Source organism: Mesorhizobium sp. BR1-1-3 (assembly GCF_020165455.1).
GTDB lineage: Bacteria > Pseudomonadota > Alphaproteobacteria > Rhizobiales > Rhizobiaceae > Mesorhizobium > Mesorhizobium ciceri.
Window position 1 is genome coordinate 258,335 of sequence record NZ_JAIUIC010000005.1, and the last position, 25,390, is coordinate 283,724.

Genomic DNA, 25,390 nt, shown 5'->3' on the forward strand with positions numbered 1-25,390 from the left:
CAGGCACGACTTTGCATCAATGAGGAGGATCATGCCGCCCTCCACTTGATCTCGGTTCATCGACCTCGCCTTGGCCTGCCCTGAATGCGCCGTCAGGTTGCGGCAGGAACGAGAGCAGCCAGTCGGCCGCCTTGCTGGCCCGCGACGCGGCACGCACGATCGCGCGGTTGTCTTCGCGCAGAACCTCAAGCCAGGAGGCCAGGTAGTCGGCGTGGCGTACGGTCGGCACGATGCCAAGCGAGGCGCAGCAGAAGGCTGCGTTCATCTCCGCGACCAGTTCCTCGAAAGCATATTTCCTGGTACCGAAGGCGCCGCCGAGGTCACGGCCGACGCGGGAGGCATGGCCGGTCGCATGGCCAAGCTCGTGCAGGGCGGTGCGATGCCAGTCGATGGTCTGGAAGTAGGCCTGCGGCGGCGGCACCCGAACATAGTCATGCGCCGGATCATAATAGGCGCGATCGCCACCGATGCGGAAATCGATCCCGGTCGCCTTGATCAGCGCGTCGACGACCGGCTCGATCAGTCCAGGCTCTGGTGCAGGCGGAGCCACGGCCAAATCGTCGGGGAGATTTTCACATTGCGCCACGTTGAACACGATGAAGCGCTTCAGGAAAGGTATGGCATGTGCCGCCTCGCCGGTTTCCCGCGCGCGATTCTTCTCGTCGTCAGGGATGAAGCGATCGGCATAGACGAGAGTGGTCCCGTGTTCGCCCTTGCGGACATGGCCGCCCAGCGATAGCGCCTGGCGAAAGGTTAGCCAGCTCTGGACGGGAAAGCCATGCTCGATGACCGCACCCCACAGGATTAGCACATTGATCCCGGAATAGGCGCGGCCGGTCGCGGCGTTGGCCGGCATAGCGAGAGGAGCTTTCGTCGCCGTTGTGCCCCAAGGCTGCACCCAGGGAAAGCGCCCACCCTCCAGCTCGGCGATGATCTTGTTGGTGATATCGTCATAGAGGCTTGCCCGGTCGGCGCCGGCGCGAGCGTAATGTCTGGACATCGCGGTTCTCCGCGACGGGCGCCGGAGGCCCTCCTCCAGCTCTCAACCCGTCTCGGCAACCGGTCCGTACTCTCACTCTAGACGGCTTTGCGAGGGCCTCCCGCAAAGGGAGGACGCTCTCGAATTTGGGCACAGGCGGTCCGCGCCAAATCGGCAAATGTCGGCGACCCTCTGGTATGGTTATTGTTCCCGGACTGCGTGTCGGATGCGGTCGGTAAGCGTTTGTTCGACGTCGAAATAGCCCTCCCAGGCTTCGGGCAACTGAGCCCGCGCGGCGGCGGCGAAAACATCGAAACCGTTGGCGCTTTCGCAGGTGGGCAACTCCTCCCAACTGACGGGCACCGCGCACGACGCCCCCGCGCGTGCCCGAGTCGACCAGGGACAGATTGCAGTGGAGCCCTGGCCGTTGCGCAGGTAATCGAGAAACATTCGGCCCTTGCGCTTCGCCTTGCTCATGTTGGCGACGAAGCGTGACGGATCTGTACGGGCCAATAGTTCGGCGAAGTCTTGGCAGAAGCTCTTGACCTCGTCCCAGTCTGCCTCCGGGACGAGCGGCACGACCACATGAACGCCCTTGCCGCCGGACAGCAACGGCCACGACTGCAGTCCAAGCGCTTCCAGAATGCCCCGAATGTCGAGGGCTGCCTGCTTGACGGCAGTGAAGCCCAAGTCCTCGTCGGGGTCGATGTCGAAGATCATGCGGTGCGGCAGATCCGGCTGCTGGCGCAGGCTTCCCCAGATGTGGAATTCGAGCACGTTCATCTGGACGCCTGCGATCAGCCCAGCTAGGTCATCGACCCACAAGATGCGGCTTTCCTTACCGGACATCTTCGCCAACTGGCCGTCATGGATGGCCTTGGGCATGCCTGGCAGTCTGTGCTTCTGAAAAAAGGTCTGTTGTAGGTCGCCGTCGGTATCGCGCACCAGCGACAGCGGCCGATCCAGTATGTGCGGCAGCATCTTCTCGGCGACCACGGCGTAGTAGGCGGCGAGCGTGGCCTTGGTCACCTTGGTCCCGGGATACATAACCTTGTTCGGATGCGTCAGCTGGACGCCGACAGCAGCGGCGATCTCCTTGCCGATTCCCGGATCGAGATTGGCGGAGCCAAGAGTTGCCGGCGTCTGCGGCATTTCCATCACGACCTGGTCGGCTGGCTTGTCTTCGCGCATGCCCTCAAAGCTTGGATGTCGCAAGCTGCCGTCCGGTGTCACTTCGGCATAGGTGACTTCGGCGACAAGCTCGGGCCTCACCCACCGAGCACGGCGGGCAATGTCCCTCGGAACAGAAGCGAAAGCCGGTTTCTCAATATGGCGCTTCTCGAGCTTCGCCAGGATGTCCTTGCGCATCGCCGCGGAGAACCCCGTGCCGACACGGCCGCGATAGATGAGTTTGCCATTGTCGTAAGTGCCGAGGATAAGCGAGGCCATGCCATGTCCTGTGTCACTCGGGCGATAGCCGCCGACAACGAATTCCTGTCGCTTCGTGCACTTGATCTTGAGCCAACTCCTGGTGCGATCGCCGACGTAGGAGCTGTCGGCGCGTTTGGCGATGATACCTTCGTGGCCGCCCTCGCACATGGCGTCGAACACCCTTTTGCCCTGGTCGACGATGTGGCTGGAGAATTGCAGGCAGTCCTCTGGCAGGCGAGTGCCCAGCAGGGACTCCAGCCGCTCCTTGCGCGCGAGGAGCGGCTGGTTCGACAGATCTTGGCCATCCAATTCAAGCAGGTCGAAGGCGTAGAATTTGAGCGGCAGACCCGCGGCAATGCCGGTTTTCAGCATGGAGAAGTTGGTGCGGCCCTGGCTGTCGATGGAGACGATTTCACCATCGATCAGTACCGAGCCCTTGGTCAGTCTCTGAAGTGGCGGCAGGATCACCTTGAACTGCCGGGTCCAGTCGTGGCCATTGCGGGTATAGACGACGACATTCGAGCCGGAGATGGCGGCCTGGGCACGATAGCCGTCGAACTTCATCTCGAAGAGCCAATCCCCGCCCACCGGTATGTGGTCTGTCAATGTGCAGAGCTGGAATGGCCGAAACCCCGGCAGCGGATATGCAGGAACAGATTCTGAGTCTCTGCGCCGTGTGCGCCTTTTGCCGATGCTTAGGGTGCCATCTACAGGCGACATGCGGAACTGAGATACATGGTTCGATTCAACACCCTGCTTGGGATTCAGTTCCATGCTCAACCATCCACGCGCCGGCGACCGTCGGCGCTCTAAGGAAGAACGGCGTATAAGCCGCAGTCCTGCGCGCGTCGGCAACAGCGGACATTGTCGCGCGCAGGACGGAGGAAATTCGCCCCCGCTGCGGGCGGTGAACGGGACAGCCGTAGGAGCGTCAGCATAGCGCCGGCCGCAGGACGGGACGCGGGACCGACTGTCCCCGTCCGCGGCGGTCCGCATGGTTTGCATTCAGGATGGAAGCGGCCGGCATCGTTCGCGCGCATTTCCTCGTCTCGACGGTCTCGCCGCTAATTGGCACGATAGGATCGGCCGATACGGGGCGAGTTTGCCTGAAAGAATTGGTCAGGTCTTGCCTTCGGCTCTGCTCAATTACGTGGGAGCTTGTGAATTTCGAGCCGGACAGGCCCGCCTCTGTTACAGCTCGTGCAGAAAAGCGCTCGCTCGACCGAACTGAACAGAGCGTCCTTTCCATAGCGCTTGATGAGCCCGGCAGGCTTTACCGTTGCATGGTGCGAACAGGATCTGCACCATGCCCGCAACACATGCCATTCGCGAAGATCGCCGAGCGCCACATCGAGGCCGGCATGGACACTGCCATCAATGATGGTCTGCGGCGGGATCTTCACCTCGCCCGGCGTCAGGATTTTCTCCATCACATGGCGACTGTTGTAGTGGATCAGCAACATGCCTGGCCGGCGCCGGATAGCGGCTTGCCAGGCTGCCTGACTCACCGCTGAATCGGGAGAACGCGAAATGGTTTCCGCCAAAGCCTGCTCTTCGCGATCCCAGACCTCGATCCGAAAATTGTCTTCCGCTGTCTTTGCCATAGCTTCGCCGGCCAGCGCGATTGACGCCGAGCCTTGGTCCCCTTGCTGCTCCAGATCACGCTGAAATAAGGAACATATTCCTCTCCCGTCAAGAGCATACTCGACGCGTCGTTCTCTTTTTGTTTACATGGCGAAGATAAGCCATAGGAGGGCTACCGAGGTCGGCTATAAGATTCATTCCTGCAAGTCGCGACTCCAACGGCTGGAACGCTGTATTTCCGCCTTGTGATCAACCAGTGCGGAGCAACCGCACCGCCGCCGGCGGGGTTGGAGAGGGGTTTGCCGTAGTTGCTGGCGCCATGGTCGACGTCGCGTCCGCTGCTATCGCCGACGTGGTCCTTCGGTCGTCTTGCGATTTTAGCTAGTTACCGTTTGTCCCTGGCCCGTTCCGGCTCAAGCGCCGAGAGCAGGCCATTAATTTGGTGGGAAAAGGCAATGACATTGGCCAGGAACATCGGCATCACCACCACCGTCCAAGCCGATACTAGGTACATTAGCGTGTACTCACACTCTGCTTTGGGTTAGATTGCAGGTCAATTTGTATGGTCGAGACGAGCAGCCTCAGGGAGGATGCAATGGTTAAGCCCGGACGCAAATGGATGCTATGGGGTTCGTGTGCCCTTTGGCTTCTGGCCCTGCCCGCGCAAGCGAGCAGATTGGGTGATCTAGTCAAGAATGGCGACTTGCCAGCGGTCACTGCCGCCTTGGACAAGGGCCTCGATGTCAACGAAATCGACGGCGTGACGGCACTTTACATCGCCTCAGAAGCCGGGAATGTCGAGTTGGCAGCGCTGCTGATCAGGCATGGGGCAGACGTCAACCTACCTGTCAGCTGGCAGCGAACGCCGCTCTACGCCGCCAACAAGGGCGGCCATGCTGACATCGTCAAGCTGCTGCTAGACAACGGGGCCGACCCAAATCGGGTGACGAAAGCGCAGACGCCGCTGCACGTTGCTGCCGAAAATGGCTGCCTCCCATGCGTCGTCCATCTTGTAGAAGTCGGAGCAGATGTTAACGCGCTGACATCGAATGGAAGTCCCCCGCTACATCTGGCCAAGGTCGCAGGGCACGAGGACGTCGCAGCCTATTTGCGCAGTCATGGCGCCGCAAAACCGGCCATCGCGCCGATTTCACCACGGCTTGCCTCAGCAAACGCTCAATCGGGCAAAGTAATATACGACAGCACCTGCGTGGCCTGTCATCTTTCGCCGGGCGTCAGGGTACCCAAAAAGGTCAGTCTGTGGAGCATCGTTGGGCGCCAGAAGGGTTCACAAGCGGATGTCCAGTATTCATCTGCTATGAAGGACGCTGGTGGTAATTGGAGCTTTGAGGAACTCAATCTCTTCATCTCGAATCCCGCGCTCGCGTTGCCCGGCACGGAGATGTCTTTCCCGGGATTGAAGGACGAGAACAAGCGGGCCGACCTCATTGCCTACCTTCGGACTTTGAGTGATGCACCGCTGCCGCTTCCTTGAGCGCTGTTGTTGGTGGGTAACTTTGGTGCCGAATTGACCTGCAGCGAGCACGCCGAGGCAAGATTTCTATCTCACGGCTTCGTTTCTCGCACCAGCGTATCCCCCTCAGCCAGCTCATCCCGAACCCCGACCAGCCGCGCAAGCATTTCGACCCGGTGAAGCTTCGCGAGCTGGCGGAATCGATTCGCGAGCGCGGCCTTATCCAGACCATCACGGTTCGCCCGGTCGACGGCAAATTCATGATCGTTGGTGGTGAGCGCCGCTGGCGCGCTCACCAGATGATCGAGGCGGCCGACATTCTCTGCGAGGTTCGTCAAGATCGACGACAATGAAATGGCGCTGCAGGCGATCGTGGAAAACTTCGCCCGCGGCGACACGGTGATCATGGACCGTGTCAAAGTCGGCTTCTCCGTTCCGATCGACCCCGATGATTTCTCATGATCTCTGATCAAGGGCGCTGTTTGGCTTAAGAAGATTTGTGCTTTGCTGACGGCGCCGAACCGGTCTGGAGACCCTTCTCTCATTGGTGTAGTCAAGGACTGGATAGCCGAAAGCCGTTGACTATCTGACGCGAACCGCTAGCCGCCCGTTGTCGGCGGCTCCGTGATGGAACTGAACGTTCGCGTGCGATTTTGCACGAGGCATCTCACAACTTGCCGATTTCCTTAGGTATCTGCCCCGTCACGCCGCTGCAATTCTTCCAAAAGCCGGCAGCGGCTGATTCTCTTCGATACGCTACGGTCCGCTCTGGCCCTTTCTGCGGGGCGCCGAGTTCTATGCGTTTTTTTACCCTTTCCTTGGAACACTCGGCCTACTGTGACGAGATATGGAGAGGTGCGATCCAGACCATTCCGGAACGACAGCAAGAGGCCGGCCGACCGCTTGGCCTGTCCAAAACCCGATCATGATTTCCGTCCTCTCCCGCTGCTCCGGAAGGGGACCGCATTGGCGTCGCACGGTCTTCGAACTATGGGTGCAGCCAACCTCACGCGCTCAGACGTTTCGGGTTAGCGAGCCTCTGTTTGCCGCGGCGCTTGGATATTTCCTGCTGGCGGTGGGATTACGACTGGCTTCGGGTTTCCAAGAGACGGCTCGCTCAGCGATATTGATCGGGACCGAGCAGTGTCGGTTGAGGTAGCGGCCTTTCCGAAGCCACATCATGGCCTCCGCCGCGGCCTCAGCGCCACGGCTAGGATGCCACCTAGAAGTAGCCGAGGATGGATTTGACCTCGAGATATTCCAGCATGCCCTCAAGACCATATTCTCGTCCGTTTCCGGACTGCTTGAAACCGCCAAACGGGGCATGCGGATCCCAGGCCGGGTAGTTGAGATGAATCTGACCGGACCGAATGCGCGACGCGACGTCCCTGACGACCTCCAAGTCCTCGCCTTGCACATGGGCCCCCAAGCCGTAAACCGTGTCGTTGGCGATGGTGACGGCCTCTTCGACTGTGTCATAGGGGATAATGCAGAGGACCGGCCCAAAAACTTCTTCCTGGGCAACGCGCATATGGGTGCGCACGTCCGAAAAGATCGTCGGCTTCACGTAGAGGCCGACGTTCAGATCGTGTGCACGACCCGGTCCGCCGATGATGAGCCTGGCGCCTTCCGAAATGCCCACGTCGATCATGGTTTGTATTCGGTCGAATTGGGTACGATTGGCGATCGCACCGTGAGTGGTGGCTTCCGAAAGAGGATCGCCGACGACGATCTGGGCCGCGACCCTCTTGGCGATTGCCTCGATCTCGGACAGCCGCTCGCGTGGCACGATCATGCGCGTCGGAGCGCTGCATGACTGGCCGAGATTGCGAAAGGCGGCGGCTATGCCCAGGGAAACGGCGCGGTCGAGATCGGCGTCCGGCAGGATCACGTTCGGGGACTTGCCACCGAGTTCCTGGGCGACACGCTTGATGGTCGGCGCTGCCGCCTGGGCCACCGCAATGCCCGCGCGGGTGGACCCGGTAATGGAGATCATATCGACATTCGGATGGGATGCCAGACTAGCACCCACGCATGCGCCATCCCCTTGCACCAGATTGAACACTCCGGCAGGGAAGCCGGCTTCCTCGATCGCCTCGGCGAACAGCAGAGCGTTCAGGGGAGAAAGCTCGCTCGGCTTCAACACGACCGTGCAGCCTGCCGCGAGCCCCGGCGAAACCTTGGCGGTGATCTGGTAAAGCGGCCAGTTCCACGGCGTAATCAGTGCGCAGACACCGATCGGTTCGTGGGTGATGGCGGTTTGCCCCCGCTGCTTGACGAAGGGAAAGGCTGTCAGCACATCACGCGCAGCCTTAACATGCGCGATCGCCAGCGGCACCTGAGCGCTGCGCGCATAGCCGATCGCCGCGCCCATTTCGAGGGTAAGGCATTGAGCCATCAGTTCGCCCCGCGCCTCGAGCATCACCTGCAGGCGATCGAGCAGACCGGCACGATATTCCGGCGTGGTCCGGCTCCAGGCGGCGAATGCATGGCGGGCCGCAGCAACGGCCACATCCACGTCAAGGCTGTTTCCGAGCGGAAACCGAGCCACAACCTCTTCGGTGGAGGGGTTCACCACGACGCCCTTGGCGGTGCCGCTCGGCTCGACCCATTGACCGTCGATGAAAAACTTGTCCAGGTGGCCGTTGCGCGACAGATGTTCGAGGGGTGTCATCACGCGACAAGACCCTTCATGCGGTCATAGCCACCCAGAACCGGCAGGGACCAGAGGCGCCCGAAATAGCCGGGGATCGCCTGCCAGTTGAAATCCTTCCAGGGGTTCAAGTCAGGGCGCCCATCCATGACATCAGTCGTGGTGCTGCCCATCAGCGTCGACATATCCAGCCCGTAAGAGGTAGACTTCATTTTCTTGACCACCAATGCTGATTTGAGTGGGCGGCATCCAATAGGCATAGTTGCGCGCCTACCAGCCGCGCATCCGCTCCCAACGCGCTTCAATCCCGGGGCTGTCCCCGTTAACGACACTGTAGAAATCATGCTGCGCGGCCATCGCACACGCATGGTTGGGCAGGATCCGGACCCGAGACCCGAGCGGCAGTTCGGGCATGGATTTCCCAGAACCGGCACGCATTGCAAGAATACCGTGTTCCTGGCTGGCCTGGGCCACGATCACATCTTCCAGAACCCGCCCCTTCTCGTCGCAGACTACACCGTAACCCTGGTCGATCTGCTGGTTTGCGGTTCCTCTGTCGCGCGAAAGTGCCATCCACCCGGCATCAACCAGCACCCATCCCTTTTCCGGCTTGGAGCCGATCACAGTGGCCAATACGGAAATCGCGATATCGTCGCGGTCGCAGACGCCAACCCCGTGCTGAACGAGATCGAAGAACATGTAGACCCCAGCGCGCAATTCCGTGACACCCTCGAGATCCTGGGCGAAATGCGCGGTTGGCGTCGAGCCGACGCTGACGATCGGACAGGCATGGCCATGGGCGCGTAAGATTTCAGCAGCGCGCACGGTGGCCGAACGCTCGTTCTCCGCTGCCCTGACCAGTGCATCGGGCGTGTTCAAGCCATAGGATTCGCCTGCATGAGCGAGAACGCCGACGAGCTTGGCACCGGCCGCGACAACCCTGCTGGCCACGTCGAGAAATCTCGGGTCGTCCGGCTTCAAGCCACCGCGATGGTCATCGCAGTCCAGTTCAATGAGGACCGATGGCGTCATGCCGGTGGCTTGCCGCGTGTCGGCCAAGACATCGGCCTGCTCCACAGTATCGAGCAACAGCTTCACATCAGCGCCGGTACGGCGACAAAGCTCCATGGCGCGCCTGGCCGAAGCCGGCGAGATGCCAACCGCATAAGTGATGTCGCGAAAGCCGTGGTCCGCGAAATATTCCGCCTCGGCGATGGTCGAGACCGTGATCGGACCGGGCTCGCGAGGGAACGCGTATCGGGCGACGTCGATGCTTTTGGCCGTCTTCATATGCGGGCGCAGCACCACGCCAAGCTCCTTGGCGCGCTCAGCCAGCCGTTGAATATTGCGCTCGAGCCGTCCGCGATCCAAAAGCAGCGATGGGGTAATCAAGGCGTCGATCGTCTCAGTCGTCTCGCTCGCTGCCAGGTTTGCCGCCATCTTGTTCATCATCTCGTTTCCTAGGTGAACGACTGGTTTGCCAGCGCGTACATATGGGCTGAGCCCTCGGAGACAGGCCGCTGCCCCTTGACCATGGCGGTCGCCGAGCTGACCTGCTGGAGGCCGAGGCTCTCGAGCCAATCGCCCAAACCATCTTCGGCATAGATATCGATGCGAACGAATTGATCATGAAGCTTGGAAAGCTGCGCCAAGATCAAAAGCCGCGCATCCTGGTCATTCTCGGCCGCACAGGGGCCGATGACATAGCCACGGCCGAACCTCCTGCTGATGGCGTAGCCGGCAATCCGCCCGTCGCGTTCGACTACGACGACCTTGCCCACATCGGCGAGTGCCGCGACCATCGATGGTCGCGGCATGCCCGTGGCCCGTTCATCGTATGCCTGGATAGCGGCGAGGTCGGAGATCGTCGCCTGACGCACACCGTCACCGCCCTCCCGCGTCACCGCAGTGGTCAGCAGGCCTTGGTGCTGGAGCACCGTGCCCCAGGCAGTGAAGCCGCGACGCTTGTAAAGCGCGAGCCCTTCTTCGGTGGACGTGAGCAGCACGTTGCGACCCTGCGCCGCCTCAAGCAATCCATCAAACAGCCGCGAACCGTTGCCCCCGCCTTGCGCAGGGCCAGTGACGATGATCATGCCGAGGGCGGCAAAAGCCTTGCCGTAAATCCACGACATGGCGGTGCCAATCACCTGCCCTGCCTGCTCGAGAACCAGCCCCCTGCCGACAGTGGCGGCGAATTCCCAATCCTCAAGGCGATAGGGCCATCCCATCTCCTGCGACAGCTTCAGCGCGCCCGGCAAATGACGGGTTTCCAATTTCATCAGCTCCATCGGGTTGCTGATGGTGTCTGTGTCATGCTCAATGGCCATAAGTGTAACGCTGTCATTTTATCCAGAATTGAAGTCGCACCTTAGAGTCGCGTCTGGCGGACAGATTTCGATGCTGTTTTGCCCTTTCAATTCAGCGGGATTGTTCGTTTTAAGCAGTTCCTCGGCATCTCAAATTGCGCAAATCAGGCGAGGACTATCTAGCACCTGGAATCGCTAGCTCCTGGTTGCCCCGCGATCGGCCGACATCCGCACCGTTCGCAATGGGTGTGATCTCACGCTCTGCAATGACATAGCCGCAATGCTCCCCAGCGATGGAAGCCTGATGCTCATGAGGTTTTGGATGATCTACATCAGCGAAGAAGAGTCAGCCGCCCTTGTCACGCATGAACTTGCCTTCGAGGCGGCGCGGGAGGCTCTCGTGGCAGCAGCATCGAGGCAGAGCTGGGTCTTTCCTGCTGTGATCGGGCGCACAAAGGAGGCGAACAATACCTTCTCTATCAAATCCGGGTCGTCAAACGACCTGACCGGAGTGAAAATCGGCTCCTTCTGGTCGGGCAACCCCGCACGTGGCCTTCCCCGCCACAACTCCACCATCGTGCTGCTCGATCACAATACAGGACGGCTCCGCGCCGTAATCGAGGCCGGAAAGGTGAACGCCTACAGGACGGCCGCAGCCGACGCGGTTGCAGCTGATCTTCTTGCGCGCAAGCAGGCCAAGGTTCTGGCGATATTCGGCGCCGGCAACCAGGCGGGCTTCGAAGTGAAGGCGCTGGCACGCATTCGCGCAATCGAAAGCGTGTTGGTGGTGGCCCCGCCTTCGCTGCGGCGCGACGCTTTTGTCGATCAGATCGGCGAATGGGGCCTGCAGGCGCGTGCTGCCTTGCCCGAAGAAGCCGTGCGTGCGGCCGACATCGTGGTCACGGCGACACCCTCACGCGAACCGCTATTCGATGCCGCTTGGGTGGGACCCGGAACCCATATCGTCAGCATGGGGTCGGATGCTCCAGGCAAGCGCGAATTGCCGAGCGAACTATTTCCCAACGCACATCTGTTTTGTGATCTGCTTTCCCAGTCCGTTCAGATCGGCGAGTTCCAACACGTGCGCGACGAGATCGACGCCGGCGTGCTTACAGTAACACCAATCGGCGACGTCATTGCCAAGCGTGTGTCCGGGCGCCTCTCCGATACCGAAATCACTGTCTTCGACAGCTCCGGTATCTCCCTCCAGGACCTCTACATGGCTGACGTGCTGATCCGCGCCAAGACGCCCGACCGCTGATCAGCTTCGCACCGAGAAGTCCCCGCCTCGATGGTGCGGCTGCACTGGAACAAAGAGCCATACGACAGAGCTCCGCGGCCCCGTACGAGCGCAACCACACACGGCAGCCCTGAGTGGGAAATCCTCAGGAATCGGAAAACGCGTTGCCCCGGAAGTTCATGCCGTAGATCGCGCCTCTCGAGACTAGTCCTGACCGCCGCCTACCAGTCCATCACCACCTTGCCCGAACTGCCACTGCGCATCGCATCAAACCCCGTCTGAAAATCATCGATCCCAATGCGGTGCGTGATAAGCCCGGAAACATCCAGCGGCCCCTGCACCAGCGCGATCATCTTGTACCAGGTCTCGAACATCTCGCGGCCATAGATGCCCTTGAGATGCAGCATCTTGAAGATGACCTTGTTCCAGTCGATCTCGAATCCGGTCGGGGCGATGCCCAGAATGGCGATCTTGCCGCCGTTGTTCATGGTGTCGATCATGTCGCGGAAGGCGGGGGCTGCGCCCGACATTTCGAGGCCGACATCAAAACCCTCGGTCATGCCGAGTGCCGGCATGACATCGCGCAGCTTTTCCTTGGACGCGTCGACGACATGCTGGACGCCGAGCTTTTTCGCCAGCGCCAGCCGCACCGGATTGATGTCGGTGATGACGACTTTTCGCGCGCCGACGCATTGGGCGACGAGCGCGCCCATGATGCCGATCGGCCCGGCGCCGGTGACCAGCACGTCCTCGCCGACCAGATCGAAGGAGAGTGCCGTGTGCACGGCATTGCCCAACGGATCGAAGATGGCGGCGATCTCGTCCGGCACATCATCGGGGATCGGCACGACGTTGTGCTGCGGGATAGCCAGATACTCACCGAAGGCGCCCGGACGATTGACGCCGACGCCGAGCGTGTTGCGGCACAGATGCCCTCGCCCGGCGCGACAGTTGCGGCAATGACCGCAGACGATGTGGCCCTCGCCCGACACGCGCTGGCCGACCTTGTATTCGGTGACCGCTGCGCCGAAATCGGCAACGGTGCCGACGAATTCATGGCCCGTCACCATCGGCACCGGCACCGTCTTTTGCGCCCACTGGTCCCAATTGTAGATATGCACGTCGGTGCCGCAGATCGCCGTCTTCTTGATCTTGATCAGCACGTCGTTAGGGCCGATTTCCGGCACCGGCACCTCTTCCATCCAGATGCCCGGTTCGGCCTTGGCTTTGACGAGTGCGCGCATCATGTTGGACATCAGCCAAGCACTCCGAGTTCGAGGCCGACCTCACCGAACGCTGCAACTGCCCGGTCGATATCGGCTGCCGAATGGGCCGCCGACATCTGCGTCCTGATCCGGGCCTGGCCCTTGGGCACGACCGGGAAGGAAAAGCCGATCACATAGATGCCGCGCTCAAGCAGCATGTCGGCCATCTGCGAAGCCAGCGCAGCATCGCCGATCATCACCGGAATGATCGGGTGGTCAGCTCCGGCCAATGTGAAGCCGAGCTTTTCCATCCCGGAGCGGAAGCGCTGCGCGTTCTCGTAGAGACGTTCACGCAGCCCGTCGCCCCTCTCGATGATGTCGAACACCTTGAGGGACGCTGCCGCGATCGCTGGCATCAGTGTGTTGGAGAAGAGGTAAGGCCGTGAGCGCTGGCGCAGCCAGTCAACCACCGGCCTGCTCGCCGCCGTATAGCCACCCGAGGCACCCCCCAGCGCCTTGCCCAGCGTACCCGTGATGATGTCCACCCTGCCCTCGACGCCGCAATATTCCGGCGTGCCACGGCCATGCTCACCGACGAAGCCGACAGCGTGGCTGTCGTCCACCATCACCATTGCATCATATTTTTCCGCGAGGTCGCAGACGCCCGCCAAATTCGCGATGATGCCGTCCATCGAGAAGACGCCGTCGGTGGCGATGAGCTTGAAGCGGCTGCCTTCAGCCTTTTTCAGTTCTTCCTCGAGGCTCTCCATGTTGTTGTTGGTGTAGCGGAAGCGTTTCGCTTTGGAGAGCCGCACGCCGTCGATGATCGAGGCATGGTTGAGCGCGTCGGAGATGATCGCATCCTCTTCCGAAAGCAGCGTCTCGAACAGGCCGCCATTGGCGTCGAAGCAGGAACCATAGAGGATCGTGTCTTCCATGCCGAGGAAGCTCGATATCTTTGCCTCGAGCTGCTTGTGTTCCTCTTGTGTGCCGCAGATGAATCGCACCGACGCCATGCCATAGCCGTATCGGTCGAGCGCGGCCTTCGCCGCCTCACGCAGCTCTTCGCTGTCGGCGAGGCCGAGATAGTTGTTGGCACAGAAATTGAGCAGCTTGCGGCCGCCAACCTCGATCTCGGACGACTGGGACGAGGTGATGACGCGCTCGCGTTTGTACAGGCCCTCCGTCTCGATCTGCGAAAGCAGCTCGCGAACGTGGTCGTTGAGAGACGGTGCCATCCTGCCTTCGCTTCCACTGATGATCTTCGCAGCCTTGCTCATACGATTTCTCCCCTGTGCACGCATAACATACGCTCGAAGTAGCTTGGATCGTGCGCTTTGAGGATTGCAGCCTCCCGAGGCTGGTACAGATCCCACAGACGCGATAGCCAAAAGCGAAATGCTCCAGCGCGTTGCATCGCGGGAAGCAATATGCGTTCGGCTGGTGCAAGCGCTCGAACGGACCCATAAGCGCCTAAGAAAGCGGCTGCTCGCTCACTGTCTTGGCGGCCGGTGCAGTCATCGACACACCAGTCGTTGAGGCACACAGCAATATCGAAAAGGAAGGCGTCGCATCCGGCGAAGTAGAAATCAAAGACGCCGGTTAGCTGACCACCATCAAACAACGCGTTGTCACGAAAGAGATCAGCGTGCACCGGCCCCTTGGGGAGTTGCTCGTACGTTGAGGACACGGCAATTTGGTTCTGAAAAGTGAGCTCGCTGGCGAGCAGCGACCGTTTTCCATCGGACACGTATCGGCCGACCACCGGCACCACCTCGTTCCACCACTCGAGACCTCGCGGATTGACCTGGTGTCGTGGGTAATCGGTCCCGGCCACGTGTATTCGCGCCAGGATCTCCCCGATAGAGCGACAATGTGACACTGTCGGTGCTGTCACGCTTTCGCCAGGAAGCCTGTTGACGACCACAGCAGGCCGGCCTTTCAGCGAGTGAAGGATTTCGGCACTCGCGTTGGCAACCGGATTCGGGACCGGCATTCGCCGCGCCGCAAGGTGTTTTATGAGATGAAGGTAGAAAGGCAATTGTTCGAATGTGAGGCGCTCAAACAAGGTGAGCACATACTCTCCGGTTTCGGTATCTACGAAGTAGTTCGTGTTCTCAATTCCGATCGTGATGCCCCGAACAGAACGCGGCCAGCCCAGACCCAGCGCCCCAAAGAGCGCTGCGACTTCGTCGACTGATAGCTCCGTATATACAGCCATGGCGGAAATAGCGGTCTCCGATTGTTCAAACAGTTCTTCAGTGGGCCGCAGCCTGCAAAATTTCGGCGACGTGGGTCTTTACGGTCTGTGTATCGGCGGGAAGGACCTTAAATCGTCTCGGCAAGTCTTCTATTCCATCGAACCGTTTTGGACGACTTGGCTCGTGGCCCAAAGCCTCCCTGATGGTCTCCGCGAATTTGACCGGCAGGGCCGTCTCGAGCACGATCATCGGCATCTCCGGAACGGAGTGCCTGCGTGCGACCGTGATGCCGTCAGCTGTGTGTGGGTCGACCAGCGCGTTGAAGCGGCGCCACGTGTCACGGATCGTCTCCAACCGGTCGGCGTGCGTGCTCTTGCCGCTGCAGAAGCCAAAACGAGCGGCCACCTGCGCGAAGGCGGAATCGCCACTGAGATCGAACGATCCTCGTCCCCTGAGTTGGTTGTCGAACATTAATTTCGTCCGGCCCGCATCGCGACCGAGCAGTTCAAAGACGAAACGCTCAAGATTGGAGGCCTTGGAAATGTCCATCGATGGGCTTGATGTTTCATACGTGTCCGCGCGGCCCCGCAAGCGATACACGCCGGTGCGGAAAAACTCATCGAGCACATCGTTCTCGTTGGTTGCAACGACGAGACGGGATATGGGAAGCCCCATCATGCGCGCAACGTGACCAGCACAGATGTTTCCGAAGTTCCCCGAAGGAACGGTGAAGTCGACCTCTGATGTGTTCCCCGCGTTGACGTGGAAGTAGGCGGAGAAGTAGTAGACAACCTGAGCCACCAGCCTGGCCCAGTTGATCGAATTGACGGCGCCTATCCGGTGGCGCCTCTTGAAGTCAACATCGCCGGACACGGCTTTCACGATGTCCTGGCAATCGTCAAAGACCCCTTCGATGGCGATGTTATGGATATTCTCGTCCTGCAGGCTGAACATCTGAGCTTGCTGAAAGGTGCTCATGCGTCCGTGCGGCGACATCATGAAGACCCGCACCCCCTTCTTGCCGCGCATGGCATATTCCGCCGCGCTGCCCGTGTCGCCACTGGTCGCCCCGAGGATGTTCAGTTCCTCACCCCGCCGCGCCAGTTCATACTCTAGGAGATTGCCAAGCAACTGCATCGCCATGTCCTTGAACGCCAGCGTGGGGCCGTTGGACAGTTCCGCCACGTGGAGACACGTTTCAAGCGCGCGCACCGGCACGATCCTGGTCGTCCCGAAAACCTTGGACGTATAGGTCTTCGCGCAGATGGTCTTAAGATCGGCGGGCGGAATATCGTCGATGTAGAGCGACAGGATCTCGAAGGCGAGGTCCGGATAGGACAGCCTCCGCCACCGATCCAGCATGGCGTCATCCACGAGCGGGTACGTCTCGGGCACATAGAGCCCGCCATCCGGCGCCAGACCTTCAAGCAGTATCTCGCAAAACTTCCTGCGTTGGGGGTGGCCTCGCGTCGAGATGTAGTGCATGTGATGCTCCTCCTTGTCGGCGCGCTCGTTCAGCCGGGGCCGCAGCGCTGCATGGTCAATGGGCCGCCCAGCTTCAGCCGTCAGCGTCTGGCCTGCCACCATGCGATCTTGTCCTGCAGGCCATAGCGGCGATTGTTGGTGGGCGTCAGGCCTGACTTCCGGCTGATCTTCAGATAGCGGCGATGTCCAGCTTCGAGCCGTCGACCAGACGCGACAGGCGGAGCGGTGTAGGATCGACGCAAGGCGTGTCGTTTACGACAAGCTGTGCGGCCAGATAACCAAGCCCCGGGCCCAAACCGAAGCCGTGGCCCGAGCAGCCCGCCGCGAGGACGAGGCCTTTTACCCCGTCCACCTGCGACACCACGGGCACTGCGTCCGGCGTGCAATCGACGAAGCCGCCCCAGGCACTATCGATCTCTATATCGCCGAGTTGGGGGAAGGTCTTGCGGACACTCTCCACCACTTGGCTTACCAGCCATTTTAAGGGTGGAGGGTCCAGCACCCGATTCTGTTCGAAGATCCGATCGTCGTTGGTCAGCAGCGCCGGCATTGAATCCGGCCCCGAAAGGAACGATTGGCCGATGCCGAGCCTGACGTTCTTTAGGCGACGCAAGAATTGCGGCATGAATTCCCGGCTATACCGGATAGCCTGGGGCGTGATTTCGAGGTTCGCCTTGCCACTGATCGCAAGCGTATAGCTGCCGTCCAGTCGGCGCGTGATCGTGCAGTAGGGTGTGGAGATCGCCTCGCCTATGTTGATTGTGGGGGTGGAACGCAGCGCGGTCTGCCGGATGCTCGCTTGGGGGAAACTGATCCCGAGCGGCCTAAGGAAGCGCGAGGACCAGGCGCCAGCGGCGCACAGCACCGCGCTGGTTCTGATGTAGCCCTTCTCCGTGTGCACGCCCGCAATCTTGCCATTGGCCAAGTCGAGCGCCCGCGCGGCGCATTCCTGGTGGATGGTGGCGCCCAGAGCTCTGGCCCCCTCGGCGATAGCCGGTGCGGCAAGCGCAGGTTCGGCCTTGCCATCCCGGCCCGAATAGGTCCCGCCGACCCATTTGTCGCGCGCTTCGGGGACGCGCTCGGCCACCTCCGCCCGGCTCAGCATGCGGGTGTCGACCTCGTACTCCCTGGCGACCTCGCGCCACCTTTCCCAACCGGCGAGCACAGCCTCGTCGTGAGTCGCAGAGATCAGACCGCAGCGTCGAAATCCAAGATCGCGATTGATATCCCGCGTCAGCTCGTCCCATAGTCGCATGGAGATCACCGAGAGCGCCAGTTCGCGCCGATCGCGGTTCTGCTGGCGGCACCAACCCCAGTTTCGGCTCGATTGTTCACAGGCGACGTGGCCCTTCTCGAGCAGAGCCACAGAGAGGCCACGCTTCGCCAGGAAATAGGCGGCCGTAGACCCGAGGATGCCGCCGCCGACGATGACGACGTCGACTTCGGCCGGGAGACGCTCATCGCTGTGAATACGTTCGACTCGGGGCGACATGTTCCAACCAACCTCGGCTGCCAAGAATGCGGAAGCAAAGTTCCGATCAGCCCTTCATCGCATCGTGCGCTCGAAAGAATGTGCCGAAATCATCTAGGACTTCGCCAGATGTGCGGGTTTTTGATCCCTTGGTCGATACGAACTGCTCAAGCCCGACCGAGTCCCAGTTCGGCGCAGGGCGGCGTATGGAAAGTAACCGATCGGATAGCTCCTGAACTTCTTCTCGCCGGCCGGTCGCCTTCGACATTGTCCAAGCGGCTGACGCAGTGACGTTGCAGGCAGCGGTGCAATGACGAGGTCTCAGATGCGAGATCGTCGGCTGCAACGCATAGAGGCAGTCACCCAGCGGCAGTAGCGTATAGCGTCGAAAAGCGACGATGACGGCCTCTTCCTCGACCGTGAGCACGTCGACCGAACCTCCGTCGGCCCAGTCGGTAGATCGAGAACACAGATCCGACTCTGCAACTTCGCGTCGGTCTTCTGGTTGATCCCATAGCGCTTCGCCAGCGCCCTCAAGCTCCGCGGTGCCTCCATCTGGGCCGCAGCGACGAATGGTCAAAAGGCCGTCACCGTCGGCGATCAGCGGCTGGCGCGCCAGAAGGCGATACGGTCCTGCAACCGATAGCCCTGGATAATCGCCGGCATGAACCACGGATTGCCGCGATAGAGCGGGATGGCGGAAGGCGGTCGAAAGTCGAACGCCGTGCGCGACTGCTCGCCATGCCCCATCAGCTTGTGGGCCGCACGCATACCGATCCATGGCGCCCAGACCACGCCCGAGCCGCAGAAGCCGGTGGCATAGACCATACCATCCTTCTCGAAGACGCGGGGCAGCATGTCGCGGTTCATCGCTACGTTGCCAAACCAGCAATGCGAAAGGCGAACGTTCTCCAACTCCGGGAAGAGGTTCACCAGGCCCTTGCGCAGGAGAAGTTTCGGGGCAATCGGATCGCCGACACGAGAACTGTCGCGCCCCCCCAGCAGAATGCGTTTTCCGTCAGGCGAGGGACGATAATAGAAACCGAGTTGCCGGCTCTCGGTGATCGTCATCAGCTTCGGCATCAGTCGTGCCATGACATCGGGCGCTAATTCCTCGGTCACGATGATCCGGCTGCGGACCGGAACCAGCCGGCGGCGCAAGAAGGGTGCGGCGCCGTCGGTGTAACCGTTGGTACAGACCAGAACCTGCCGCGCATCCACCGTCCCAGCGGAAGTCACCACGCGAAAGCCCGAACCATTCCTCTCGATCGACTTGACCGCCGTGTGCGAATGAACCGTCAATCCGGATGCGAGCGCCACCCGCAGGAGTTCAGCGTGGAACTTTGCGGGGTGCAGCCCGCCAATGTCCGTCCGAACGGTTCCGCCGCGGTAGAAATCGGTGCCGATATAGTTCCGCTGCTCGGCATGCGGAACGGCGTAAGACTCGATCCCCAGTTTCTTCGCCAGCCTCTCGGCGCCGCGCGCCATCTTCTCATACTGTTCATAGCCGAAAGCGCCTTTGAACTGGCCGACCAGGCGGAAGTCGCAGTCGAGCCCTTCGGTCTTGATGAAGTCGTAGAGGAATTCGCGCGCGATCTTGCCCTCGGCCTCGATCGCCATGGCCTTCTCTTCACCGAAACGCCTGGTGATTGTGGCAGCATCCGGCCGGATGCTCCCGCTCGTAATCCCGCCATTGCGCGTGGAAGCACCCTCGCCCGGATGCATCGCATCGAAAGCGGCAACCGAGCGCCCCTCGCGCGCCAGCGCAAGCCCGGCCGAAAGCCCGGCATAGCCGGCGCCGACAATCACCGCGTCGAGCTTCTTTGCCAGCGGCTGCCGCGGCAGCGGCATGACGGGCGCCGCTTCCCACCAGTAGGGCGTGTTCTTTTCGGCGATTTCGGGCTCTTGCACGTGACTGACTTCTCTTGGTGTTCCGGTGTTTAGGAATGTATCGCTCGCGGCACTTCAAATATGGTCATCTCGCACGTCCAGCGCGTCACGCAGTCCGTCGCCGATGAAATTGAAACTGGTCACCGCGATGGTGATGGCAGCTCCGGGAATGATTGCCAGCCATGGTGCGCTGCCCAGATATTGCTGGGCGCCATTGAGCATGTTGCCCCAGCTCGGTAGTGGCGGCTGGATCCCGTAGCCGAGGAAGCTGATATAGGCCTCCATGAGAATGGCGCGCGCAACCGTCAAGGTCGAAGCAACGATAATTGGACCGATGGCGTTGGGAAGGATCTCCCGAAACATGATATGTGTGCCGCTCAGCCCCAGCATTCGCCCGGCCTGGACGAATTCGCGCTCGCGAAGAGAGCGGACCTCGGCCTCCACAATTCGGGCTACTTCCATCCAGCTGGTCGCAGCGATGACGACGGTAATCATTATCGGGCTGGGTTTCAGGGCTGCGGCAAGGGCCAGCACAAGGAAGATAGACGGGAAGGCCAGAAAGCCATCTACCATGCGCATCAGCGAGGCTCCTATCCAGCCGCCGCGGTATCCAGCAATTACCCCGACGAGCGTGCCTACTAGCGTCGACAACAGCATGGCGAAGAAGCCCACCAGCAACGAGATTCGTCCCGCCATCAAGAGCCTTGCCGCCAGGTCGCGGCCGAGCGGATCAGTGCCCAGAAAGTGGTGGCCCGTAAGCGGAGGAGCAAAGCGGGCCCGCAGATCGATATACAGTGAGTCATAAGGCAGGAGATGGGGGCCGACGACGCAAGCGAGACACAGAAAGACGATCATCGCCAAGCCGAGCAGCGCCAGGCGATGCCGCATGAAACGAAGCGCCGCGCGGTTGTTTGTCCAGCGGCTTGGAGCTGCATTTGTATTTGCCGTGAGGGCGGTCATATCGGCTGTCTCCTGTCGGGAAAATTGCGCGCTCAAGCCAGACGAATGCGCGGGTCGACAATAGCGACGACAATGTCGGCGATCAGGTTTCCAAGCAGAACGAGGATAGCCGAGAACATCAGCAGCCCCATAACAACCGGATAGTCGCTGTAACCAAGGCTATCGAGGAACAAACGTCCCATTCCTGGCCAGGTAAAGACAGTTTCGGTCACCAGCGCACCGGTCAGGACGCTGGGAAGCTGCATCCCCGCCAGGGTAATCATCGGCAAAAGGGCGTTGCCGACGACATGCTTCATCAAAATCCGGCGTTCACTCAACCCCTTGGCCCGAGCCGTCTTGACGAAGTCCTGGCTGATGGCGTCGAGAGTAGCCGTCCGCATGTAGCGGCTCCAGATAGCGACATGGACCAGCGACAGCACGATACTTGGCAGGATCAAATGATGGAGATAGCCCAGGATCGAACTATCGCCGATCTCGGACATATTGCCCGCGGGCAGCCAGCCTAACTTCAAGGTAAAAATGTAGATGCCGACGAGGCCGAACCAGAAGGTAGGTACCGACAATGCAACCATGGCACCGACAGTTGCGAGATAGTCGAATAACGAGTAGCGGCGCGTGGCGCCCCGAATTCCAATCCAGGCGCCAAGAGAGATCGCAATCGCGGTTGAGGATCCCATCAGCAGCAGCGTCGCCAAGAGATGGCTGCCAATGATCTGCAATACCGGCGCTCCGTCGCGGAAGGAGTGACCCCAGTCGCCCTGCACCAGCCGCCAAGCCCAGTCCAGATATTGGATCCATATGGGTCGATCGAGGCCCAGCAGCCCCTTGAGGCGCTCGATATCCTGCTGGGTCATTCCGGGATCGAGTCCGAATTGCGCCAGCGGGCCGCCAGGAAGGAGGTTCAGAATCCCGAAGCCGATGATCGAAACGATCACAAGCAGTATCAGGCTCTGCGAAAGGCGATTGAGCAGGAAGCCGCGCATTCGAGTCCTCCGTTGTGGGTTGGCGACTTAGTCTGTTGCCGCCGCCGCAGTGCAATCCGGCGGCGGCAATAGGATGGATCAGGCCTTCCAGCGCCAATCTGCGGCATGCCACGACGCGGTGCGCGTGTTGGCATTGGGCTTGAAACCGTCCAACCCTGCCTTGCGTCCGAGCACGTTTGTGATCGCTAACAGCGGCAGGAAGGGCAGATCATGGCGCACCACTTCCTGTACGTGATTATAGATCCCGCGCCGCTCTTCCTGATCGAAGCTGCGAGCACCCTTTTCAAGCAGGGCATCGACTTCGGGGTTGGAATATTGTCCGGTGTTCGAACCGTGTCCGCCTTGAGCGGCGATTGCCTTCGTATGGAGGCGGTTTGTGGCGTCGGGGTCCGCGGCAATCAGATAGGTGACGCCCACCATGGCGGTATCGAACTGCGACTTCAGCCAGAATTCGCCCCACATGACCGCAGCCGGCAAGTTCGAGATCGTCATCTCGACGCCGATCTCGGCAAACGTCTGCTGCAAGAACTGCTGCGTCTGCTCGCGCAGGTTGTTGCCTGATGTTGTCGAATTCGCAAAGGACAGTCGCACTCCATCCTTGGCGCGGATTCCATCTGGGCCTGGCGCCCAGCCGGCCTCATCCAGAATCTGGCGCGCGCGGTCCAGATTGAATTCCTGCGCGGGCAGGTTCGGATTGTAGTAATAGGACTCCTTCGGCATGAACGTCTCGGTGGGAGTGCCCACGCCGTAGTAAATCGTGTCGACGATCGCTTTCCTGTCCATGGCGGCGTAGAGCGCCTGGCGCACTGCCAGATCCTTGAACTGCGGGCGCCCCAGATTGAGGTATATCGACTCCACGGATGCGCCGGTCTCCAGTGTCACCACGCGGTCTGGCAATTCGCGGGCTTCAGCATAATGGTCGGCCGTAATGTACGATTGATCGACCAGGTCGACGTCACCGCTCTTGAACTGCGTATAGAGCACCGTCATATCGGGAATGTATTTGAAGATGAGCTGCTCGATATACGGACCCTCGCCGGTATACTCCGGGTTGGCGACGAGCTCGATATGGTCGCCCGCTACCCGCTGGCTCCACTTGAACGCGCCGGTGCCGATCGGCGCCTGGTTGAAAGCCGCTGTATTAGGATCGACATCTTTCCCCAGAATGTGCTTGGGCACCATGAAGGTTTCGGCCAGGAACGACAGATAGGGCGCAAAAGCCTCCTTCATCCGCCAAGTGATCTCGGTGGGCGAAACCACCGTGATGTCCTGAACGAGCGAATGGCCGCTTGTACGCCAGGCGCGAAACTTCGGGTTCGTGATGAGCTCCAGGGTGAATTTCACGTCCTCGGCCGTGAAGGGCTCACCGTCGTGCCAGCGGACATTGTCACGCAACTGGATGCGCCAGTTGAGGCCGTCCTCCGAAATGCCGCCGTTTTTCTGGCTTGGCACCTCGGCTGCGAGATTCGGCTGGAGGACGCCTTCAGCATCCATCCTGACCAACGCATCGAAAACCGAGAAATGGACCGCGTCATCGACTTCGATATGCGCCATCAACGGATTGAAGACCGTTGGCTCTTGTGAAAGACCGACGACGACGCGACCGGCCGGACCCGCGGCAGGGGTCTTGGCGAAAGCCGACTTGCCCAGCAGATTGGGCGCGATCAAGCCTGCAGCTCCACCTAGCGCCATCAGTCGCAGCGCCTGGCGCCTCGAATAGTTGGATGTAGTCGTTGAATTTTTGGTCATCGTAGTTCCTCTCTTGTTATTTTTCATGCGTTTGCTGCAATTGGACGGGCATTGCCCGGCCTCTCTCCTGGAATTGCCGCCACGAGTTGGCGCGTGTAGGCCGCTTGCGGGTTCAGGAATATCTGCGAGGGCGGTCCGCGCTCGACGATCCGGCCTTTCTGCATCACAGCGATTTCGTCGCAGATCTGGCTGGCGACACGCAAATCGTGCGTGATGAAGACCATCGACACGCCGGTCTCTCGCTGGATCTGGTCCAGAAGCTGCAGGATCTGCGCCTGGATCGACACGTCGAGCGCGGAGACCGCCTCGTCAGCAATCAACAGCTTCGGCTTGAACATCAAAGCCCGAGCGATCCCGATTCGCTGGCGTTGCCCACCAGAAAACTCGTGCGGATAGCGGTCGAAGGCGCCGGCATCGAGACCGACATGGGCCAGAAGCGTACGCGCTTCTTCGCGCGCCTGGGCAAAAGGCGTCCCGTGTGCCACCGGGCCTACCGTGATGATGTGACCGACCGTTGAGCGTGGGTTCAGGGACGCAAAGGGATCCTGAAAGATCATCTGGATCCGTGGTCTGAGCGGGCGGAACTTCGCTTCGGAAAGCTTGGCTATATCGGACCCCTCGAACAAAATCTCGCCGCCGTCGCTGTCCAGCAATTTGATGAGAAGCCGGCCCAGCGAGGATTTTCCTGAACCGCTCTCGCCTACGACCCCAAGCGTTCGGCCTGGCGCCAGTTCGAACGAAACCTCGTTCACCGCTTTCACTATCCGCTGGGCGCCAAACAGCGCGCCGCCGCCACGATAGGTTTTAACCAGACCCTCGACCTTCAGGATCGGCTGCTTGCTGTCGGACTCCGCACGAGAGCGATCTTCACCGGTCAGATGCGGTACGGCCGCGATCAGGCGTTGGGTATAAGGATGCTTGGGCGACTTCAGCACCTGCTCGGCGCTGCCCTGTTCGACGATGTGCCCCTTTTCCATCACCACGACGCTGTCGGCGATCTCCGCCACCACGCCGAAATCGTGGGTGATAAACATTACGCTCATCCCCTTGCGGCGCTGAATGTCGCGGATCAGCTCCAGGATCTGTGCCTGGGTGGTCACGTCGAGCGCAGTGGTTGGCTCATCGGCGATCAGCACCGTCGGCTCGAGCGCCAGGGCCATGGCAATCATGACGCGCTGCCGCTGCCCGCCCGAAAGCCGGAAAGGGTACTGGTGATACATGAGTTCGGGATCTGGGAGGCCCACTTCGGTGAGCAACTCGATGGCGCGGTCGCGGCAGGTTTTTGGCGTACCGTATCCATGCGCGGCCATGACCTCGTCAATCTGTGCGCCCACGGTCATCAAGGGATTGAGCGCCGAGAGCGGATCCTGGAAGATCATCGACACGACCCGCCCACGCAGGTTGCGCAGCTTGTCGGGCGACATGCCGATGATGTTCATCCCCTCCAACTGTATTGAACCCGATGAGACGCGGATCACCTTGGGCAGGAGCCCCATGATCGCGTTCGCCGTGACCGACTTGCCTGATCCGGACTCGCCTATGATGCAGAGGATCTGGCCGCGTTTCAGATCGAAGGAAATGTTCTCGACCGCATAGGTTCGTTCCATGCCTTTCGGCAAATTCACCGTGAGGTCGCGCACCGAAAGCGCCACATCGTGAGCGGCTACAGCCTGGATGCTTGCGACCATCTGGATCACCTCCCATTCCATCGAAGCGGATCCACCCTGTTGCCGACCGCAACATCGCCCCTTGAGCTGCAACGCGTCACCGTAGCAGCCG

The 25,390-nt window shown here is 60.7% G+C and carries 20 protein-coding genes and 1 pseudogene; 3 read left to right on the forward strand and 18 right to left on the reverse strand.

Annotated elements, in window-relative coordinates:
* Positions 1-16: 16 nt before the first annotated feature.
* The 3 genes from LB559_RS13920 to LB559_RS13930 form a co-directional block, all read right to left on the reverse strand.
* Complete coding sequence (locus LB559_RS13920) at positions 17-1,000, reverse strand: ArdC family protein (protein WP_224674289.1); 984 nt, start codon at positions 998-1,000, stop codon at positions 17-19.
* A gap of 180 nt (positions 1,001-1,180) precedes the next feature.
* Positions 1,181-3,184, reverse strand: coding sequence for a DNA ligase D (ligD, locus tag LB559_RS13925; RefSeq protein ID WP_224674290.1), 2,004 nt, complete (start codon positions 3,182-3,184; stop codon positions 1,181-1,183).
* Positions 3,185-3,552: 368 nt separating this feature from the next.
* A complete protein-coding gene (locus tag LB559_RS13930; RefSeq protein WP_064993170.1) occupies positions 3,553-4,014 on the reverse strand; it encodes a hypothetical protein in 462 nt (153 codons plus the stop codon).
* A gap of 575 nt (positions 4,015-4,589) precedes the next feature.
* Here LB559_RS13930 and LB559_RS13935 point away from each other — a divergent pair.
* Together LB559_RS13935 and LB559_RS33135 are read left to right on the forward strand one after the other, a co-directional pair.
* Entirely contained in the window at positions 4,590-5,489 is a 900-nt protein-coding gene (locus tag LB559_RS13935; protein ID WP_127365572.1) for an ankyrin repeat domain-containing protein, read from the forward strand.
* Positions 5,490-5,605: 116 nt separating this feature from the next.
* Positions 5,606-5,821 (forward strand): ParB N-terminal domain-containing protein, encoded by a 216-nt coding sequence (locus tag LB559_RS33135; RefSeq protein ID WP_127365571.1) that lies wholly within the window; start codon positions 5,606-5,608, stop codon positions 5,819-5,821.
* A gap of 869 nt (positions 5,822-6,690) precedes the next feature.
* Here the strand turns inward: LB559_RS33135 and LB559_RS13945 are convergent.
* The 4 genes from LB559_RS13945 to LB559_RS13960 are packed head-to-tail and all read right to left on the reverse strand — an operon-like array spanning position 6,691 to position 10,448.
* On the reverse strand, positions 6,691-8,145 hold the full coding sequence (locus LB559_RS13945) for an aldehyde dehydrogenase family protein (protein WP_224674291.1): 1,455 nt from the start codon (positions 8,143-8,145) through the stop codon (positions 6,691-6,693).
* Complete coding sequence (locus LB559_RS13950; RefSeq protein ID WP_224674292.1) at positions 8,142-8,333, reverse strand: hypothetical protein; 192 nt, start codon at positions 8,331-8,333, stop codon at positions 8,142-8,144. Before LB559_RS13950 ends, LB559_RS13945 begins: the two co-directional genes overlap by 4 nt.
* Before the next feature lie 58 nt (positions 8,334-8,391).
* Positions 8,392-9,570 carry an alanine racemase gene (locus tag LB559_RS13955; protein WP_224674379.1) on the reverse strand — a complete coding sequence of 393 codons (1,179 nt, stop codon included), beginning with the start codon at positions 9,568-9,570 and terminating at the stop codon, positions 8,392-8,394.
* A gap of 11 nt (positions 9,571-9,581) precedes the next feature.
* Positions 9,582-10,448, reverse strand: coding sequence for a GNAT family N-acetyltransferase (locus tag LB559_RS13960; protein ID WP_224674293.1), 867 nt, complete (start codon positions 10,446-10,448; stop codon positions 9,582-9,584).
* A 301-nt stretch (positions 10,449-10,749) separates the two neighbouring features.
* Between LB559_RS13960 and LB559_RS13965 the strand changes: the two genes are divergently transcribed.
* Positions 10,750-11,688 carry an ornithine cyclodeaminase family protein gene (locus tag LB559_RS13965; RefSeq protein WP_064993166.1) on the forward strand — a complete coding sequence of 313 codons (939 nt, stop codon included), beginning with the start codon at positions 10,750-10,752 and terminating at the stop codon, positions 11,686-11,688.
* 200 nt (positions 11,689-11,888) lie between these two features.
* Here LB559_RS13965 and tdh read toward each other — a convergent pair whose 3' ends face one another.
* The 11 genes and pseudogenes from tdh to LB559_RS14020 form a co-directional block, all read right to left on the reverse strand.
* Complete coding sequence (gene tdh / locus LB559_RS13970) at positions 11,889-12,923, reverse strand: L-threonine 3-dehydrogenase (protein WP_224674294.1); 1,035 nt, start codon at positions 12,921-12,923, stop codon at positions 11,889-11,891.
* Positions 12,923-14,110, reverse strand: coding sequence for a glycine C-acetyltransferase (locus tag LB559_RS13975; RefSeq protein WP_224674380.1), 1,188 nt, complete (start codon positions 14,108-14,110; stop codon positions 12,923-12,925). Before LB559_RS13975 ends, tdh begins: the two co-directional genes overlap by 1 nt.
* Before the next feature lie 38 nt (positions 14,111-14,148).
* On the reverse strand, positions 14,149-15,093 hold the full coding sequence (locus LB559_RS13980) for a homoserine kinase (protein ID WP_064994342.1): 945 nt from the start codon (positions 15,091-15,093) through the stop codon (positions 14,149-14,151).
* 37 nt (positions 15,094-15,130) lie between these two features.
* A complete protein-coding gene (thrC, locus tag LB559_RS13985; protein ID WP_224674295.1) occupies positions 15,131-16,660 on the reverse strand; it encodes a threonine synthase in 1,530 nt (509 codons plus the stop codon).
* A 67-nt stretch (positions 16,661-16,727) separates the two neighbouring features.
* A complete protein-coding gene (locus LB559_RS13990; protein ID WP_224674296.1) occupies positions 16,728-18,050 on the reverse strand; it encodes an NAD(P)/FAD-dependent oxidoreductase in 1,323 nt (440 codons plus the stop codon).
* A gap of 189 nt (positions 18,051-18,239) precedes the next feature.
* Positions 18,240-18,572: pseudogene (locus tag LB559_RS13995) on the reverse strand (IS481 family transposase); the annotation flags it as partial.
* Between the two features lie 57 nt (positions 18,573-18,629).
* The gene (locus LB559_RS14000) at positions 18,630-19,880 is read right to left on the reverse strand and encodes an NAD(P)/FAD-dependent oxidoreductase (RefSeq protein ID WP_263499062.1); all 1,251 of its coding nucleotides are present in this window, start codon (positions 19,878-19,880) and stop codon (positions 18,630-18,632) included.
* A 114-nt stretch (positions 19,881-19,994) separates the two neighbouring features.
* The gene (locus LB559_RS14005; RefSeq protein WP_064994339.1) at positions 19,995-20,879 is read right to left on the reverse strand and encodes an ABC transporter permease; all 885 of its coding nucleotides are present in this window, start codon (positions 20,877-20,879) and stop codon (positions 19,995-19,997) included.
* A gap of 32 nt (positions 20,880-20,911) precedes the next feature.
* Positions 20,912-21,862 (reverse strand): ABC transporter permease, encoded by a 951-nt coding sequence (locus tag LB559_RS14010; RefSeq protein ID WP_127366272.1) that lies wholly within the window; start codon positions 21,860-21,862, stop codon positions 20,912-20,914.
* Positions 21,863-21,940: 78 nt separating this feature from the next.
* Complete coding sequence (locus LB559_RS14015) at positions 21,941-23,611, reverse strand: peptide ABC transporter substrate-binding protein (RefSeq protein WP_224674381.1); 1,671 nt, start codon at positions 23,609-23,611, stop codon at positions 21,941-21,943.
* Between the two features lie 23 nt (positions 23,612-23,634).
* Positions 23,635-25,299 carry an ABC transporter ATP-binding protein gene (locus LB559_RS14020; RefSeq protein WP_224674382.1) on the reverse strand — a complete coding sequence of 555 codons (1,665 nt, stop codon included), beginning with the start codon at positions 25,297-25,299 and terminating at the stop codon, positions 23,635-23,637.
* Positions 25,300-25,390 lie beyond the last annotated feature (91 nt).